This window comes from Bythopirellula goksoeyrii (assembly GCF_008065115.1).
GTDB lineage: Bacteria > Planctomycetota > Planctomycetia > Pirellulales > Lacipirellulaceae > Bythopirellula > Bythopirellula goksoeyrii.
Map to the genome: position 1 here is coordinate 104,387 of NZ_CP042913.1, position 15,306 is coordinate 119,692.

At 51.8% G+C, this 15,306-nt stretch carries 12 protein-coding genes and 1 tRNA gene; 7 read left to right on the forward strand and 6 right to left on the reverse strand.

Annotation, left to right across the window (positions count from 1 at the left end; genetic code table 11):
• The first annotated feature begins 26 nt into the window (after window positions 1-26).
• Together trhO and Pr1d_RS00400 are read left to right on the forward strand one after the other, a co-directional pair.
• On the forward strand, window positions 27-941 hold the full coding sequence (gene trhO, locus Pr1d_RS00395; RefSeq protein WP_148071654.1) for an oxygen-dependent tRNA uridine(34) hydroxylase TrhO: 915 nt from the start codon (window positions 27-29) through the stop codon (window positions 939-941).
• A 149-nt stretch (window positions 942-1,090) separates the two neighbouring features.
• Window positions 1,091-2,503 (forward strand): POT family MFS transporter, encoded by a 1,413-nt coding sequence (locus Pr1d_RS00400; RefSeq protein WP_148071655.1) that lies wholly within the window; start codon window positions 1,091-1,093, stop codon window positions 2,501-2,503.
• Window positions 2,504-3,058: 555 nt separating this feature from the next.
• On the opposite strand, the gene Pr1d_RS00405 is transcribed toward Pr1d_RS00400, so the two are convergent.
• On the reverse strand, window positions 3,059-3,979 hold the full coding sequence (locus Pr1d_RS00405) for a DUF4394 domain-containing protein (RefSeq protein WP_168204980.1): 921 nt from the start codon (window positions 3,977-3,979) through the stop codon (window positions 3,059-3,061).
• A gap of 675 nt (window positions 3,980-4,654) precedes the next feature.
• Here Pr1d_RS00405 and Pr1d_RS00410 point away from each other — a divergent pair.
• Window positions 4,655-6,658, forward strand: a complete 2,004-nt coding sequence (locus Pr1d_RS00410; RefSeq protein ID WP_148071656.1) for a 2-oxoacid:acceptor oxidoreductase family protein — start codon at window positions 4,655-4,657, stop codon at window positions 6,656-6,658.
• A 44-nt stretch (window positions 6,659-6,702) separates the two neighbouring features.
• Window positions 6,703-8,349: a thiamine pyrophosphate-dependent enzyme gene (locus Pr1d_RS00415; RefSeq protein ID WP_148071657.1), complete on the forward strand. Its 1,647-nt coding sequence runs from the start codon at window positions 6,703-6,705 to the stop codon at window positions 8,347-8,349.
• 113 nt (window positions 8,350-8,462) lie between these two features.
• Here Pr1d_RS00415 and Pr1d_RS00420 read toward each other — a convergent pair whose 3' ends face one another.
• Window positions 8,463-9,596 carry an ABC transporter ATP-binding protein gene (locus Pr1d_RS00420; RefSeq protein ID WP_148071658.1) on the reverse strand — a complete coding sequence of 378 codons (1,134 nt, stop codon included), beginning with the start codon at window positions 9,594-9,596 and terminating at the stop codon, window positions 8,463-8,465.
• Window positions 9,597-10,013: 417 nt separating this feature from the next.
• Between Pr1d_RS00420 and Pr1d_RS00425 the strand changes: the two genes are divergently transcribed.
• Complete coding sequence (locus Pr1d_RS00425) at window positions 10,014-11,459, forward strand: OprO/OprP family phosphate-selective porin (protein ID WP_238476598.1); 1,446 nt, start codon at window positions 10,014-10,016, stop codon at window positions 11,457-11,459.
• 88 nt (window positions 11,460-11,547) lie between these two features.
• Window positions 11,548-12,021: a hypothetical protein gene (locus Pr1d_RS00430; RefSeq protein ID WP_148071660.1), complete on the forward strand. Its 474-nt coding sequence runs from the start codon at window positions 11,548-11,550 to the stop codon at window positions 12,019-12,021.
• Between the two features lie 27 nt (window positions 12,022-12,048).
• On the opposite strand, the gene Pr1d_RS00435 is transcribed toward Pr1d_RS00430, so the two are convergent.
• The 4 genes from Pr1d_RS00435 to Pr1d_RS00450 all read right to left on the reverse strand — a co-directional run bounded on the left by Pr1d_RS00435 (window position 12,049) and on the right by Pr1d_RS00450 (window position 14,557).
• Window positions 12,049-12,119: transfer RNA gene (locus Pr1d_RS00435), tRNA-Gln, on the reverse strand.
• A gap of 182 nt (window positions 12,120-12,301) precedes the next feature.
• Entirely contained in the window at window positions 12,302-12,775 is a 474-nt protein-coding gene (locus Pr1d_RS00440) for a hypothetical protein (protein WP_148071661.1), read from the reverse strand.
• A gap of 116 nt (window positions 12,776-12,891) precedes the next feature.
• Entirely contained in the window at window positions 12,892-13,260 is a 369-nt protein-coding gene (locus tag Pr1d_RS00445) for a GxxExxY protein (RefSeq protein ID WP_148071662.1), read from the reverse strand.
• Window positions 13,261-13,369: 109 nt separating this feature from the next.
• Window positions 13,370-14,557 (reverse strand): DNA polymerase Y family protein, encoded by a 1,188-nt coding sequence (locus tag Pr1d_RS00450; RefSeq protein ID WP_148071663.1) that lies wholly within the window; start codon window positions 14,555-14,557, stop codon window positions 13,370-13,372.
• 173 nt (window positions 14,558-14,730) lie between these two features.
• Here Pr1d_RS00450 and Pr1d_RS00455 point away from each other — a divergent pair, with 173 nt between their 5' ends.
• Complete coding sequence (locus Pr1d_RS00455; protein ID WP_238476599.1) at window positions 14,731-15,303, forward strand: cysteine hydrolase family protein; 573 nt, start codon at window positions 14,731-14,733, stop codon at window positions 15,301-15,303.
• Window positions 15,304-15,306 lie beyond the last annotated feature (3 nt).

The following is a 15,306-nucleotide window of genomic DNA, read 5'->3' on the forward strand; positions in this document are numbered from 1 at the left end:
GTCATTGAGGAAGAAATAGAACGTAGATGAACTCGGATCAAGCAGAATTTTGCGGAGGTACTCCACAATCGCAGTTTCTCAATGTGGCTGCCTACAAGTTTGTCCCGCTTACGGATTTATTCGAGCGACGGGAGCAATTGCGGGAGCTGGCGCGCAGACTTGGCCTAAAAGGGACAATTCTGCTCAGCCCGGAAGGGATCAACCTCTTCGTAGCAGGGCTGTCAGCCGACGTTCGGCAGTTGCTCGACACCCTAACGAGCGACAAGGAAATCGGTTCGCTCGAAGTAAAAGAAAGCACCAGCGACACACAACCGTTCAGCCGGATGTTGGTGAAGGTCAAGAAAGAGATCATTGCCTTCGGCATGCCGGATATTGATCCCGTGAATGCTCCGGCCAAAAAGATATCACCGACCGAACTCAAGTCTTGGCTCGACGAGGGCAAACCATGCCTGCTTCTTGATGTGCGGAATGATTACGAAGTCGGACTCGGTACGTTTGAGAATGCCAAGCCAATCGGCGTTGACCACTTTCGGAACTTCCCCACCGCTGTGGAGAAATTGCCACCCGAAACGAAAGCCCAGCCGATCGTCATGTTCTGTACGGGTGGCATCCGCTGCGAAAAGGCGGGACCTTTCATGCAGCAGGCCGGCTTCCGTGAAGTGTACCAGCTATCCGGCGGAATCCTCAAATATTTCGAAGAATGTGGCAACGAACACTACAACGGTGAATGCTTCGTCTTCGACAAACGCGTGGCCCTAGACGCCAATCTCCAGGAGACGGACACTGAGATGTGCTTCGTATGTCAGGAACTGCTCTCAAAGGAAGATCAGCAGTCGCCCGACTACATCATCGGCGAGCAATGCCCATATTGCTGCAAGAAGTCGGTTGATCTAGCAACTCCGAGGGAGCCCAGCGACAGAGGTATTGGACATTCTAATTGAGAGCCTAGCGTCAGCAGAGTGGTTCTGGACACTCAGCTGACTGCTCTCGACTTTTCGCTTGCCAATATTGCTGCTGCCCCTATTGCCGATTTTGATTACACTTGCCGTCTCGGCCCCCAATTCTATCATCCTGACACTCTGGATTTTCGATGAGCAAAGAAATCCCTCCCGTGCCCACACCTACCAGCAAATATCTCATAGAGCCCTTACTCTCTGACAAGATGCCAAGCGGCATTCCCTATATCGTGGGCAACGAAATTGCAGAGAGATTTAGCTTTTACGGGATGAGGGCTATCTTGGCAGTCTTCTTGACCACTCATCTGCTCGATTCCAGTGGCAATCTGGATCCTATGGACGACAACACAGCAAATGTGTGGCAACATAATTTTGTGGCTGCCGTCTACTTCTTGCCCTTGATTGGAGCAATTCTCTCCGACTGGCTCCTGGGCAAGTATCGCACAATACTGTGGCTGTCTATGTTTTATTGCTTAGGCCATGCGGTTATGGCCCTTGCTGATTACCCGGCCATGACTGGTATTAGTCCCAAAGCAACCATGGCCGTCGCGTTGGGGCTGATTGCTTTCGGAGCGGGCGGAATAAAACCGTGTGTCTCTGCCCACGTTGGCGATCAATTTGGCGCAAAGAATCAACACCTGCTCTCGAATGTGTACAGTTGGTTCTACTTCGCGATCAATTTTGGCTCCACCTTTTCTACGCTACTCACCCCCTGGCTCTTGGTACATTACGGACCTGGAGTCGCTTTTGGAGTGCCAGGCGTCTTGATGGCTATCGCAACATTTACGTTTTGGCTAGGTAGGAACAAGTTTGTTCATATTCCGGCAGGTGGCAGAAAGTTTTTCACCGAAACAATCAGCAAGGATGGTCTGTTGGCCATTGCGAATCTTGCTCCCCTGTATTTAATGCTTGCACCTTTCTGGGCCCTGTTCGACCAAACGCAATCTTCCTGGGTTCACCAGGCACGCGATCTGAATTGCAACATGCTAGGATATGAAGTCTTGCCCGCTCAGATTCAGGCGGCGAACCCCATCTTGGTAATGCTTTTTATCCCTCTTTTTGCGTATGTCATTTACCCTGCAATAAACAAGGTTTGGCGATTAACCCCATTAAGGAAAATTGGCTTGGGCCTGCTGCTCACCGGACCTGCTTTCGCCGTTGTTGCCTGGACTCAAATGCGAATTGATGCGGGAGAGACACCCCATTTGAGCTGGCAGTTGCTCGCTTATGTCTTAATGACGGCTGCCGAGATTATGGTCTCAATTACTGCGCTAGAATTTTCTTACACCCAAGCACCCAAGAAAATGAAATCCTTTATCATGGGAGTCTATTTCTTGTCGATCACCCTTGGAAATGTTTTTACCTCAGGCGTCAACTCGTTCATTAAGAGTCAAAGAGACAGTGGAAATGACATTCTAGTTGGTGCGGATTATTTCTGGTTCTTTACCTGGGTCATGATAGTAACTGCACTCATCTATGTCGCTTGGTCAAACTTCTATAAAGGAAAAACCTATATCCAGGGGGCAGAAGAGACAACGACCATCTGAGAGTAGTCTCCCTGTTTAATCTATGCGCATGAAGTGGATGCTTGATGGTCACCCTTTCTGTGGTTTTTCCAGTGAGCTGACTCGAGAACTGATACCGGAGCACTCTGCTCAAACATACAACTCGAATCTGTTGAGCCCTATTTGCAAGCCAACTCCGCACCTTAGTATACAGAGGCGCACCACCGATTTCCCCATACTTGGAAGACGTTATGGATAACCTGTCCTCTGAAAACTTCAAGCTTTTACTGCAACCAACGAGCCAACAGTCTCTTTGAGATTCGGGTGGCAGGAAATGTGCTTACCGACGAGTGGAAGGGCAGCGTCAACTTTGCTCTCTGGAAACTCCCAAGGAGGCAGTGGACTACTTTTCGAAGGTGTTGGAGCACGCCTATTTTGTCCCTAGGACTTTCCTATGCTCCGGACAGCGTCGACACCCTTGAGCAACTCGGTTTCCCCACTACCTTCGCGTTCGGCAATAGTAGGATTCGCTAGTAAAACACCGAGCCCAACAATTGCTGGGCTCGGTATCGTTTGCTTCAGGCTATCTGGTATAGCCTAGGCTCTCCTCTGTCGTAATGAAATCACTCCAACTAATCCTGTGAGAACGAGAACCATAGAAGTCGGTTCCGGAATATCGGGCTGCACAATCCTGTCTGGAGCGACAGCCAACGACGAGATGAATAGACCACCATCGATCTCACCGACTTGCGTAGCTAGACCTGTCCCTAGATTAATCGTGTAGAGTCGTGAATTCGTGGCATTCGCAGGCAAGAGTGCTGCGTACGCGATTTGGTTACCAATCGGAGAGATATCGAATCCCCCTACAGAAACTACATCCAAACCGAGTCCTCCTACTGTCCCCAAAGTTCCCGCCGAGTTGGCTTGGGTCACGAGAATATCCAGCCCCGTATCGATGCCATAGAGCTGCGTCGTCCTAGCTGGAGTCTGGGGGTTGGGTGGGCCAGAAAAACTGTTGGTATAGGCTGAGTCAACAACGTTAGGATCAACTCCGAAATTTGGATCACCAGCACCATAAAACAAATTGGTAACGCCGGTTCCTGTGCCATCGTTCGGATTCAACACGGTATTCGTATTTGTTTCCGCAACGACCCTTATACGGTCGATTGCAGGGTTGAAATCGAAACCAAAGCTTGTCCCATTCAGCGTGGGAGTGAATGGAGTACCCACGGCAAATACCTGGCCTGTGTTGGTATTCACCTGATACAAGCGACTTGAGCTTCCCAGGGCGTAGAGTTGATTCGTCGCGGGACGGAAGTCTATTCCTTTGATTGACTCATTGGCCTGCAATCCAGAAATTGCAATGCTCGAAATAATACTTCCAGGCGAGGTAGAGTCATACCTCACAAGATTCTGGGAGCCCAATTCGGCAATCCCATAGATCATTTCAGCGGACGATTGAGAAGATAGGCTTACGAAACCCATTACAATGGCAAGCATATAAATTGTGGATCTCATCACAGTAGGCATCCTCTAGTCTTTTTGGTGGGCTCTTGTTACACGGTTCGCACTTTGATCTCTCGACTCAGCAGTACGACAGATTCAGCTGCAAACCGTTCCGTATGCTTGAAACTACGGAACTCCTCCCGACAGTAGATTTAAGAATTGCTAGAGAATCTGTGGGACTGAGGCAAATCCTCAAGAAATCGTCGCATGAGCGTTCCAATTGTCTTTACAAGAGTAGACAATTTGTCGCGTTGGATCCCTATTTCTCTCTGTGCAGGGCCATCCAGCATTCCTTATTGAAGCGCCGTTAAATCAAGCAGCCAAAGACTTTACAACACGGGATGTGAGATCCACGACCCTCCATCTGCTTGCAATGACCGCAGCCTTGTGTACGATGAGGGGTGGTTGGACTTTTCCTCTATTCATCTAGATTTGTTTTCTTTGACTCGTAAGTTTCGCGATCTTGATCGGCAGTCTTGCAGTCTTCTTTTCAAACTTCGCAACTCGGTTCCTGCAATACCTGCCGCAACCAATAGTTCCGCCGGGCAACCGGCTCACAGCCAATAGAATCTTCCCCACGCTGGCCAGCGCAATCGGCGCTCGGTTCGCTTGGGATTCCCCACCGTAATAAGTTGATCGGGGGAGGGGGGAAGAAACTCTGGGCGAAACTCTTGCGGAGGAATTTGTATGGCGACGGATTCTGTTGATCGTGCCACAGACTTCACGCTGGATGAAGCGAAAGGCTTTCCCTACCCAGGAATTCCCACAACTTGCGACGGAGCTGAGGCCGTCGTCTGGGTCGAGATCCATATCAGCCAGGGATCAGGGGCCTACCCGATCACTAGCTCCACCACAATGGGAGGCGGGTTCAACCAAGCGGTCACAAATGGAGAGACCAACCTGTGGGGTGACCCGCTCTTGTTCTTCGAACCGGAGAGCGAGCACTCGGCGGCCACGTTCTGCGAAGGCTTTGCAGTAGCCGGGGGACGCGTTACCAATTTCACCTCGGGACAGGGCCTCGTTCTGATGAAAGAAGTGCTCTACACCATATCAGGCAAGCGTTTGCCCGTGGTGTTCAATATCGGTGCACGGGCACTCACTAGCCACAGTTTGAATGTCCATGCAGGTCACGACGATGTGATGAGCGTGGCCGATTGTGGTTGGGGTGTCTTATTTGGCCGAAATGCCCAGGAGGCAGGTGACCTGTGTCTGATTGCCCGTCGTGCAGCAGAGGCTTCTCAGACTCCGTTCTTCAATGTGCAGGACGGGTTTCTTACGACCCACACGGTCGAAAGTGCGCGACTCATTGAACCGGAATTCATGAAAGAATTCATCGGTCGCCCTGAAGACAAACTGATGAACCTGATGGACCCCTCCAGTCCGCTTATGTCAGGAGTCGTGCAGAATCAGGATTCATACATGAAAGGCAAGATCGCCCAGCGGTGGTACTACGACCAGGTCGCACCGGCACTCATGGACGCATTTGCTGAGTTCTATCGCAACACTGGCCGGTATTACGACATGGTGATCCCGTACCGTTGTGAAGATGCCGAGTACATCCTGGTAGGTATCGGTTCCTACATGGAAACCGCCCAGATAACAATCGACTATCTGCGTGAGAAGCGCGGAATCAAGGCAGGGTGTCTGAATATTCACTGTTTCCGTCCCTTCCCCGCGAGACAAATCGTCGAATCCTTGAAAAACTGCAAGGCGTTTGCGGTCCTGGAGCGGATGGACGATCCGCTTTCTACCACTGGGAATCATCTGACCCGTGAAATCAAAGCGGCGTTCTGTGATGCGGTCACCGGACAGAATGGTCAGGAGGAAATTGATCGAGTTCCGATGATCTATTCCGGCTCTGCCGGACTGGGAAGTCGCGATGTACGTCCTGGTGATATCAACGCTATCTTCGACAATATGATCGAGGAAGGCCAAGATTACTTCTGCGTCGGCATCAAGCATCCCCTGGCGATCACTTCCGATGACGATCCCGATCTGCGGCCGCCGCATGCTTTTTCTATGCGAGGCCATTCGGTCGGCGGGTTTGGATCGGTCACCACCAACAAAGTGATCGCCACAATAGCCGGCCAAGTCTTTGGCAAAGACGTGCAGGCTTACCCGAAGTATGGCTCCGAGAAAAAAGGGCTCCCAACGACGTACTATCTCACGATTGCCGATAGCCATATCTACTCGCACAGCGAGCTGGAATATGTCAACCTCGCGGTACTCAATGACACGAACGCCCTCTTCAACGGCAACCCACTCAAGGGGATGGTCGATGGTGGAGCGATCTTCATGCAGAGCACCTACAACAATCCAGCCGACGTGTGGGCGCGCATCCCAGAGGCGCACAAAAACACCATTCGCGAGAAACGAATCCACATCTACTACATCGATATGGTCTCAATCGCACGGGAGGTGGCGACCGCCTCTGACCTGCAGATGCGTATGCAAGGTATCGTTTTGCTCGGTGCATTCCTGAAACTCACTCCATATCGTGAAATGAGTGGCATGGACGATCAAGCAGTCTACGCAGGCGTGGAAAAGGCACTGCGCAAATACTTTGGCAAGCGGGGCGAGCAAGTTGTCCAGGACAATCTCACCTGCGTCAAACGTGGGTACAGCGAAATCCAGGAAGTGCCATCTGAATACATACGTTCAGAAACGAACGGACAGGTTAAGCTTCAATAGTGAATTATACTGCCGACTCTGTCGGCAAGAGAAAGGGATATTTCATGGCTACTGTCAACCATCCTAGCTCGATGAACGAGGCTCATCCCCGCGATCCGCACAATAACAATTGCTACGGCACGTTAGTCGACAAGAGTTATATCGATGTCGAATTGCCAGTCCTGGATGCGCGCGAGTTCAACGAGCGAGTGATCCGCGGTTATGAAGAAGGGAATGGGGCAACACAACTACCTGCCGATCTATCACTGGCTCGTTCACTAGTTCCCGCTGGTACGGCGACACTACGTGATTTCAGCTATGTTTCTCCTGAGATCCCTGAGTATATCCCCGACAACTGCACGGGCTGTATGGATTGCGTGACGCAGTGCCCCGATACGGCAATTCTGGCTAAGGTGATCGCTGAACCCGATCTAGAGGAAAAACTAGGACACTTCTCTGACGAAGAGGACCGCACGATGTTCGAGTCGCAGTGGTCCCGTCCGCGCAAGTACTACGACGGCCCCAAAAAGAAAGGAAAAGAAGGAGGGCGTTTTGCTATCATCATCGATCCCAGTAAGTGCAAGGGCTGCGCTGAATGTGTGAAAGTCTGCGATGATCTGGCTCTGGAGATGATTCCCAAGACCGAACCCGTAATGGAACAAATCCGCCGAAGTCATCGCTACTTCAAGGAAGTCGGTCCCTCAGATGAAACTTATATCAACGACAACCTACTAATCGACATGATGCTCCGCGAGCAAACCCACATCTATGTGGGCGGGGCAGGCTCCTGTGCTGGTTGCGGCGAAGGGACTGCGCTGCGGATGCTGTGTGCTGCCACCGGTGCGAAGTACAAAGACCAATGGGGAATCGTTGCGGCTACGGGCTGCAACACAGTCTATACCTCTACCTATCCATATAACCCTTATCTAGTTCCCTGGACCAACTCACTCTTTGAAAATGCTCCGGCCGATGCAATGGGTGTTCGCCTTCGCTGGAATCAGATGGGATGGCAAGATAGACCGCTCTGGTGCATCGGGGGCGATGGGGCGATGTTCGACATTGGCTTCCAATCCCTTTCTCGCTTGCTCGCTTCAGGTCTGCATGTGAAAGTGTTTGTACTTGATACGCAGGTCTACTCGAACACGGGAGGCCAGGCTTCGACGAGCAGTTTCACCGGACAGAACACCAAGATGAGCAATCACGGTAAGATGCTTGATGGCAAACAAGAAAGGCGCAAAGAGATCGCTCAGATCGCGATGATGCATCCTCACACGTTTGTGGCTCAGACAACTGCTGCACACTCGAATCACTTCTACAAAGCAGTGTTAGGGGCCTTGGAATTCGATGGCCCAGCAATCGTCAATTGCTACACCACCTGTCAGCCCGAGCACGGCGTGGGAGACAACATGGCCGGCGAGCAGGCCCGGCTAGCAGTCGACACCAGAGCATTCCCTCTCTTGGTGTACGATCCCAACAAGGGCACAAAAATCAAGGAAAGACTTTCTCTTCAAGGCAATCCCTCGATGAAAGATGATTGGTTCACCAATCCCAAGACAGGAGAAACGGTCGACTTTCTCGACTTCGCCCGCAGCGAAGGCCGCTTTGTCAAGCATTTCGATGCCAAAGGCAATCCGTCGGAGACCCTGCTCCGCGCCAAACAAGACCGCCTCGAAAATTGGCACGTGCTGCAGGAATTGGCGGGCGTGATTTAGAGTCAATCTGCCAAGTCAAGATCGTTTTCCTGGGCGAATGCACATCTGCATTCGTGATTCCCTCAACACATGGCGTTTTAACTAGCGAGGATGTTCATAGTTTTGAGACCTATTCACACCAACTCCTCCTCAACCCGCAAACTCCGGCCATACGGTTCTTCGGCAGTTCTCGGCTCGAAGAGATGAATTTCCTCAGGGTCCACCCGCAATGCAACCGATTTCCCCTCGGCAAGGGATTGAGCAGGAACCCGGCACACTATTCGAGCCCCTGATTTGAGCACCAGATACACATCCATCTGGCTCCCCAATGGTTCGACAATTTGGACAGTCGCAGAAATCGACTTGCCCTCGGAGGCCGCTTCCGATCCATTAAATTGAAAACTTTCGGGACGGATTCCCGCTACGATATCACGCCGATTTTCGCTCCCAAGCCACTCACTCAGCGCACCCTCCGTGCGTAGTCGGACATCAACATTGTCGAACCAAATTTGCCCGTCCGTCCGTTCAAGATGCCCCTCAAAAAAATTCATCGAAGGCATACCAAGGAAACCAGCCACGAATCGGTCTGCAGGATTGCGATAGATCTCTAACGGAGGAGCACATTGACGTTGCAAGCCGTCGCACATGACACAGACCCGATCACCCAGCGTCATCGCTTCTTCCTGATCATGGGTTACATAGATGGTAGTCGTACCGAGTTCACGGTGTAGCCGTTTGATTTCCGCCCGTGTTTCAATACGTAGTTTCGCATCGAGATTCGACAGGGGTTCATCGAAAAGAAATACTGCTGGCTTCCGCACGATAGCTCTTCCCAGCGCCACCCTTTGACGCTGTCCGCCTGAAAGCGCCTTGGGTTTGCGGGCCATGAGAGGTTCCAAGCCCAGCAAACCTGCTGCCCAGGCAACTCGCTCTTTGATCTCCGCTTTGGGCGTCTTACGCATTTTGAGGGCAAATGCCATGTTATCGAATACAGTCATGTGGGGATAAAGTGCATAATTTTGAAACACCATCGCGATGTCTCGGCTGCGGGGATGAACGTCGTTGACCACACGATCGCCGATCTTCAAAGTGCCTGCTGAAATCGTCTCCAGCCCTGCTATCATCCGGAGGGTCGTGCTCTTGCCACACCCCGAGGGGCCAACCAATACGAGGAATTCACCATCCCGAATCTGTAGGTCGAAATCCCGGACTCCATACACATCGCCGGGAAAGATCTTGGAAACATTTTCTAGGGTAACAGAAGCCATAGATCAGCCTTCGAGTTCGGGAATTCAGCGTAATGTGCGATGGAATACTTGATTATAACGAGAGGTTACTATTCTGGCTGCCAATACGCCCAATGGGCCCACAACCGCTTTTCTGGCAAACTTTGCGGGCCAGGTAAATATTACAGCTGAGGTAAGAGGTTACGGTTTTTCGGGTATTTCCATGTCAATTGTGAAGATTGTGTTAATTGTAGGAGTCTTAACCGTTTTGCCGGGAACGGTCGTACCGATTATTCCCTTTGTAGGGGATCTATGTCGCTTGCTGGGGCAAGTGTGCCCTCACTTCTCAGTCCCGATCAAACAAGTCGTTGAAACATGAGAAACATCAATAGAACGTCTGGGCAGATTCTTCGAAGAGTGCAGTCGTGTCTCTTCGTGATCTTGTTTGCCAGTAGTCTGATGCTTTCCTCTTCAGTGGCAATTGAAGATTCTAGATTAGACCCGCTTTCTTCCGGAGAAGACGAAGCAGTTGTTCAACCATCTGCGTTTGATTCTTTCCTCCTCGACGAACCTCCCAAAGAACTATCGCTCGAAGAACGGTTTGCGAAGCTCGAGAAAAACTTTACTGAATTGAATGAAAACTACGAAGAGCTCGAGGAAAATTATTCTGGTGTAAAAGAGAAGCTGAAGAGTTACGTCGTCATGGGCCACGGTGAAGAGAGCATGAAACTCAGTGGTCGAATCCATGTGGATCAGTGGAGTTTTCCAGGGAACTCTCCCGGGACGAACGCGTTCGAAACAGGGGACCCCAATCTTACACCACAGGATCGGTTAGGATTTCGCCGTGTTCGATTCGGAGTCGCGGGCAGCTTGTGGAAGACGATGGAGTACAAGATCGAGATGGAGTTCGCTGCGGGTAACGACTCCGAGTTTCGAGACGTCTATCTCGGATGGAATGACATCCCAATGGTACAAACGCTACTGGTCGGCAACCAGAAAAGACCCTATGGCTTGGATCACTTGAACAGTAGTCGCTACAACGTCTTCTTGGAACGGCCTTTTGTTATCGAAGGCTTCAACCAAGATGCTCGTCGATTGGGCGTCTGTGCTTATGGATACTCTGACGATCTCGTTTGGAACTGGCGTTATGGTGTGTTTAACCAACGACTAATCCAAGATGAAGGAGTTTATGTGGGCGACCATTTCCAAGGCGAAGGTGCAGGAAGATTGGCAACCACCTTCTGGTACGACGAGCCTTCCGATGGTCGAGGCTATGGCCATTTTGCTGTTGCCGGTACACTGGCAAACCCGGATGGCTCCGGTACTCCAGGTCGTGGGCCGAACGAGGCCCAGTTCAGGACTCGCCCTGAAGCACGATCAACGAGGCGTTGGCTTGACACGGGGCAGATCGCTGGCGCAGACAATTATCAATTGATTGGGTTGGAAAACGTCTGGAATTTTGGGCCTGTGCAACTTGTGGGTGAGTATCAACACAATTGGGTTGATCGGGATGGGTTTGAAGATGTTCGTTTCCACGGCGGCTACGCGTACATCGCTTATTTTCTCACTGGGGACTACATGCCCTGGGATCGTGAGTCGGGAACGCTCGACCGCATAAAACCACTTGAGAATTTCTTTCTTGTCGACACCTGCAACGATGGAGTCCGTGGTGGATGGGGGGCCTGGCAGATCGCTTATCGCTGGTCCCACGCCGACTTTTCCGATCAAGACGTCCTTGGCGGAGTTGGTACAAGCCACACTCTGGGGTTAAATTGGTACTGGAACGCTTACGCTCGTATGCAATTCAACGCCATCTATGGAGAAATCGACGATCATTTCCCCATTGCTGGCTTGACTGCTGGCCATTACACAATCCTTGGAACCCGCTTCATGGTGGATTTTTAGTCTGGTAGTTCCTATCAGCCGAGCCGCAACGCAGCTCTGCGCTTTCCTTTCTACCTAAACCGATTCTCAAGACATTGGAATCAATAACATGAAACACACGAACCATCCAACCGCATTTATGCTTGCCATCGCAATACTCTTGAGCAGCATAGGCTTGATGAATCAAGGCAAAGCAACTGATACAGCGACGCGACTCGTTCCCGGCAAACCCTCAGCCACCATCCAAGACAATCTGGTAAATCCTGTCGGCTGTCGCCATTGTCGCACCATACCCTGCACTTGCTGCGAGCCGGTATGCTGCCCGAAACGGGTGGAAGATAAAGAAGAGAAATCTTGTTGGAAAGTGGCCTGCGAATATGTGTGCGTCCCCGGCTTTCGCTTCCCCTGGGAAAAATGCTGTGGCCCCGTTTGTGGCTGGGTACGTTGTGTAAACGTTTTGGAAGAACACAAATACGAGTGCGACACCTGCGGCTACGAATGGGAAGTAAAATGCGTCTGCACGAGACAGGGGAACAGCCGTCACCACTGCAAATGCCCCCGCTGCCAGCGCAATTGCCGCTAGTCGGAAAAGCAGGTCAGCCAAGTAAAGCTGGGGAACTAGGATTTGAACCTAGACTGACGGAGTCAGAGTCCGGAGTGCTACCGTTACACTATTCCCCAAAATGTCGAGTATAGATGTTTTCTCCAGGCTTTAGCAGGCCTTGAATTGACCACCTCTCCTCTTCAATACCGTACGATTAGGCGGGTGAATCGTCAAGTTGAAACTCTGAGGCCCTCTATTTACTGCTGCTCGACTCTCCAAGTCGGGATATCCAATCCGACTCGGAGAGTCGGCTAACCTTCTAGATTTCCTGGTCAATCAAAATCGGCATGCGCTCGTGGCGGGTCATCGTCTGGTAGTAATGGCTGGCAGGTTGGGTGAGCATGTAGGCGTGGGGGCGTTCCTGTTCATCGTGGACCACCACGCCTTGCATTCCCTCGTTGATTTGAAACCACACAGATTTCTCCAGGCCGAAATTGGCGGGGATGATGATTTTCTCTGGTGAGAGCCAGCGCCACTTGCCGGCCTTCAAACTCTCCAGACGACACCAGCCGGTGCGAGGGAGTTTTGATTCCTTGTTGCCTCGATTGCCCCATTCGTAGATCACCAATTGGCCGTCGTGGATCACCGGGAGCTGCACCACCGGGTCGGTGTACATGAAATGCAATTCCGGCTGGGCACCGGCGCCCCGCGAAGTGATCCGCTGTTCCAGTTCGTATTGGTCAAACAACTCTTGCTTCAACCGAGCCTTAAGTATCGAGATGCCTTTGCACATTGAATGAGTCCAACCTGAGATGTTTTTTAGCCACAGATTGACACGGATGAAACACGGAAAATATTGATGTCGAAACCTAATCTGCGTTCAATCCGTGGCTAATTCATACCAATCTTTCAATACACCATTCGTTTGAATTCAACTTTACTCCTTCCAAAGTTGAATATGATGCCGACTTTGATTCCAGTTGCTTTGAGTTCGTTTAATAGCTGGGGCTCGTCCTCTGGGTGATATGTTTTGGCGATCTTTAGTTCTACGAGGACGCATTCTTCTACAAAGAGATCCGCTGAATAGTCTCCGACGAGTGCATCCTTGTATCGGACCTTGATCTTGCTCTCAAGTTCGGATTTTAGACCTCGCAACTGCAATTCGACCTGCATTGCTTTCTGATACACTTTCTCAAGAAATCCGTAGCCCAGTACATTGTACACTTCGAACGCCGCCCCGATGATTTCCTCGGTTATATCTTTATGCTGCAAATTCATGTTCTTTCACTGCCTCAAATTGAGAAGCGATTGGGTTTGTTGAGAAACATACTCGCTCGGCATCTGTGTTTCATCCGTGTCAATCCGTGGCTAAAGAATTCGCTTCTCTTCAAAAACAACTCTTTCCATAAATATCACAAATGTCGTACTCGTTCGCTGCATCGCCATAGACGTCGACCAGGGGGAGGGTGGCCCCACTGCGCAGAACAAACCGGCCCATCTCATTATTGATCCTGTGCTTGATATCTACCAGTTGCGATTGCTCAAAAAGGCTCCGCTGCCGGTTGGCGAGTGGGCGGAGGCCGTCGGCGATCACATGCATATAGTGAACATAGGCTGAGCGGGGCTGCCAAACCCGAGGGAGCAGGTACATGGCGGCTTCAAGTAGGGCCTCGAAGTCGGCTCGGCTTCCCAACAGGCTGCTGCGGAGCGACCGCTCTGGTTCGTTGGTAAATAGTAGCGTGAGGATCAGTGAGTCGCAGCAAATACGGTAGTGGGTGAGTGCTTCAACCAGCCGTTCGACATTCCGCACGACAAAAGCGTGCACCCGCTGGGGATCGCAACTCGCCTTGCCGATGCTCCCCCCTCGAGAGACAAACTTGTGTCGAGGGCGAGCTATCAGGATCGGGATCACCGGTGTCCCATTCAATTCCCACCATAAATCCTCGCCCCGCTTGGTGAGCAGCCAGCGGACAAATGCCCGGTCGGCGTTGGCAAAATCTTCGCAAGTATGAATGCCGTGCTCGGCCAGTCGCTTGGCGCTACGCCGAGCGATGCCGGTAATATCCGTGACGGGGCGATCACGAAGCAAGGCGAGGCGTTCGCGATCGTTGTGGATCACTCCGCAGCCAAACGGTTTGGAGGAATCGGAGATCAATTTAGCCAGCGTTTTGGTGGGGGCAATGCCAATCGACACCGGCACGCCGACCCGCTGGAGAATTTCTCCTTGGAGTCGCCCGGCAAACTCTTGTGTGTGTTCGGTCGTGGTGAAGAATTGTTCGTCGATGGAATAAAACTCCACACGGGGGCTGGCCTCTTGAACGATGGCCAGCATCTTGCGCGACAGCGCCTCGTACCAGCGGAAGTCCCGCTTCACAAACACCCCCTTGGGGCAAATCGGCGTCGCTTCCCAAATCGGCATCCCGGTGGGCACCCCGGCGGCCTTCATTTCGTAGCTCTTGGCGATGATGCAGGCCCCGTGGTTGCCCAACACACCAACAGGCATCCCCTGCAGGTGTGGATAGCGCACCCGTTCGGCTGAGACATAAAAACAATCGGCGTCAACGTGACCAATCATGGTGTGGGAGGATAGTCAAGAGCTAAGGGGTCGAGAGTCCAGAGCCAAACTTCAGGCTTCGCCCTCCAAGAATAATGTACATAAGTATACTATACAAGCCTGCCATATATTTGGGGCTCCAGGCATTCACCGGGACACAATTGCGTTACACTTACCAGTGCCGAAAGGAAAGCATGGTCAAGAACAATAAGGAAAACGCTATGAGTCGGGCACTGCTGGTAATCGACGTCCAGAATGAATACTTTCCCGGGGGAGCGCTCCCCATCACGCATCCGGCGGGGCACCTAGGCCAGATACTCAAGGCGATGGACGCCGCGGAGGGTCGCGTGCCCACACTTGTCGTGCAGCACCACTTTCCCGATCCTGCAATGCCTTTTTTTCAAAAAGGAACGCTTGGCTGGGAACTCCACCCAGAGGTGGCCGACCGACCTCGCGATCTGCTAGTTGAGAAAACGCTGCCAGGGAGTTTTACCAACACGAATCTAGAAAACTGGCTCCGTGAACACGATGTGAACACGGTCACCATCGCCGGTTACATGACCCACATGTGTTGCGACACCACGGCCCGCCAAGCAGTCCACCGCGGATTGACCGTCGAGTTTCTGCAAGATGCCACCGGGACGCTGGCCCTGGAGAACTCCGCCGGCAAGGTGACTGCCGAAGAGCTGCACCGCTCCATTCTGTGCGCCCAACAGATGCTGCTCAGCGAAGTGTTGGACTTAGACAGCTGGATTGCTCGGCTATAAGCC

Excerpts from the sequence above, each read along its gene's own strand:
- trhO (WP_148071654.1), top strand. The coding sequence starts at position 27 with ATGAACTCGGATCAAGCAGAATTTTGCGGAGGTACTCCACAATCGCAG.
- Pr1d_RS00425 (WP_238476598.1), top strand. The coding sequence starts at position 10,014 with ATGCTTTCCTCTTCAGTGGCAATTGAAGATTCTAGATTAGACCCGCTT.
- Pr1d_RS00455 (WP_238476599.1), top strand. The coding sequence starts at position 14,731 with ATGGTCAAGAACAATAAGGAAAACGCTATGAGTCGGGCACTGCTGGTA.
- Pr1d_RS00415 (WP_148071657.1), top strand. The coding sequence starts at position 6,703 with ATGGCTACTGTCAACCATCCTAGCTCGATGAACGAGGCTCATCCCCGC.
- Pr1d_RS00440 (WP_148071661.1), bottom strand. The coding sequence starts at position 12,775 with ATGTGCAAAGGCATCTCGATACTTAAGGCTCGGTTGAAGCAAGAGTTG.
- Pr1d_RS00420 (WP_148071658.1), bottom strand. The coding sequence starts at position 9,596 with ATGGCTTCTGTTACCCTAGAAAATGTTTCCAAGATCTTTCCCGGCGAT.
- Pr1d_RS00405 (WP_168204980.1), bottom strand. The coding sequence starts at position 3,979 with ATGAGATCCACAATTTATATGCTTGCCATTGTAATGGGTTTCGTAAGC.
- Pr1d_RS00410 (WP_148071656.1), top strand. The coding sequence starts at position 4,655 with ATGGCGACGGATTCTGTTGATCGTGCCACAGACTTCACGCTGGATGAA.
- Pr1d_RS00430 (WP_148071660.1), top strand. The coding sequence starts at position 11,548 with ATGAAACACACGAACCATCCAACCGCATTTATGCTTGCCATCGCAATA.
- Pr1d_RS00400 (WP_148071655.1), top strand. The coding sequence starts at position 1,091 with ATGAGCAAAGAAATCCCTCCCGTGCCCACACCTACCAGCAAATATCTC.
- Pr1d_RS00450 (WP_148071663.1), bottom strand. The coding sequence starts at position 14,557 with ATGATTGGTCACGTTGACGCCGATTGTTTTTATGTCTCAGCCGAACGG.
- Pr1d_RS00445 (WP_148071662.1), bottom strand. The coding sequence starts at position 13,260 with ATGAATTTGCAGCATAAAGATATAACCGAGGAAATCATCGGGGCGGCG.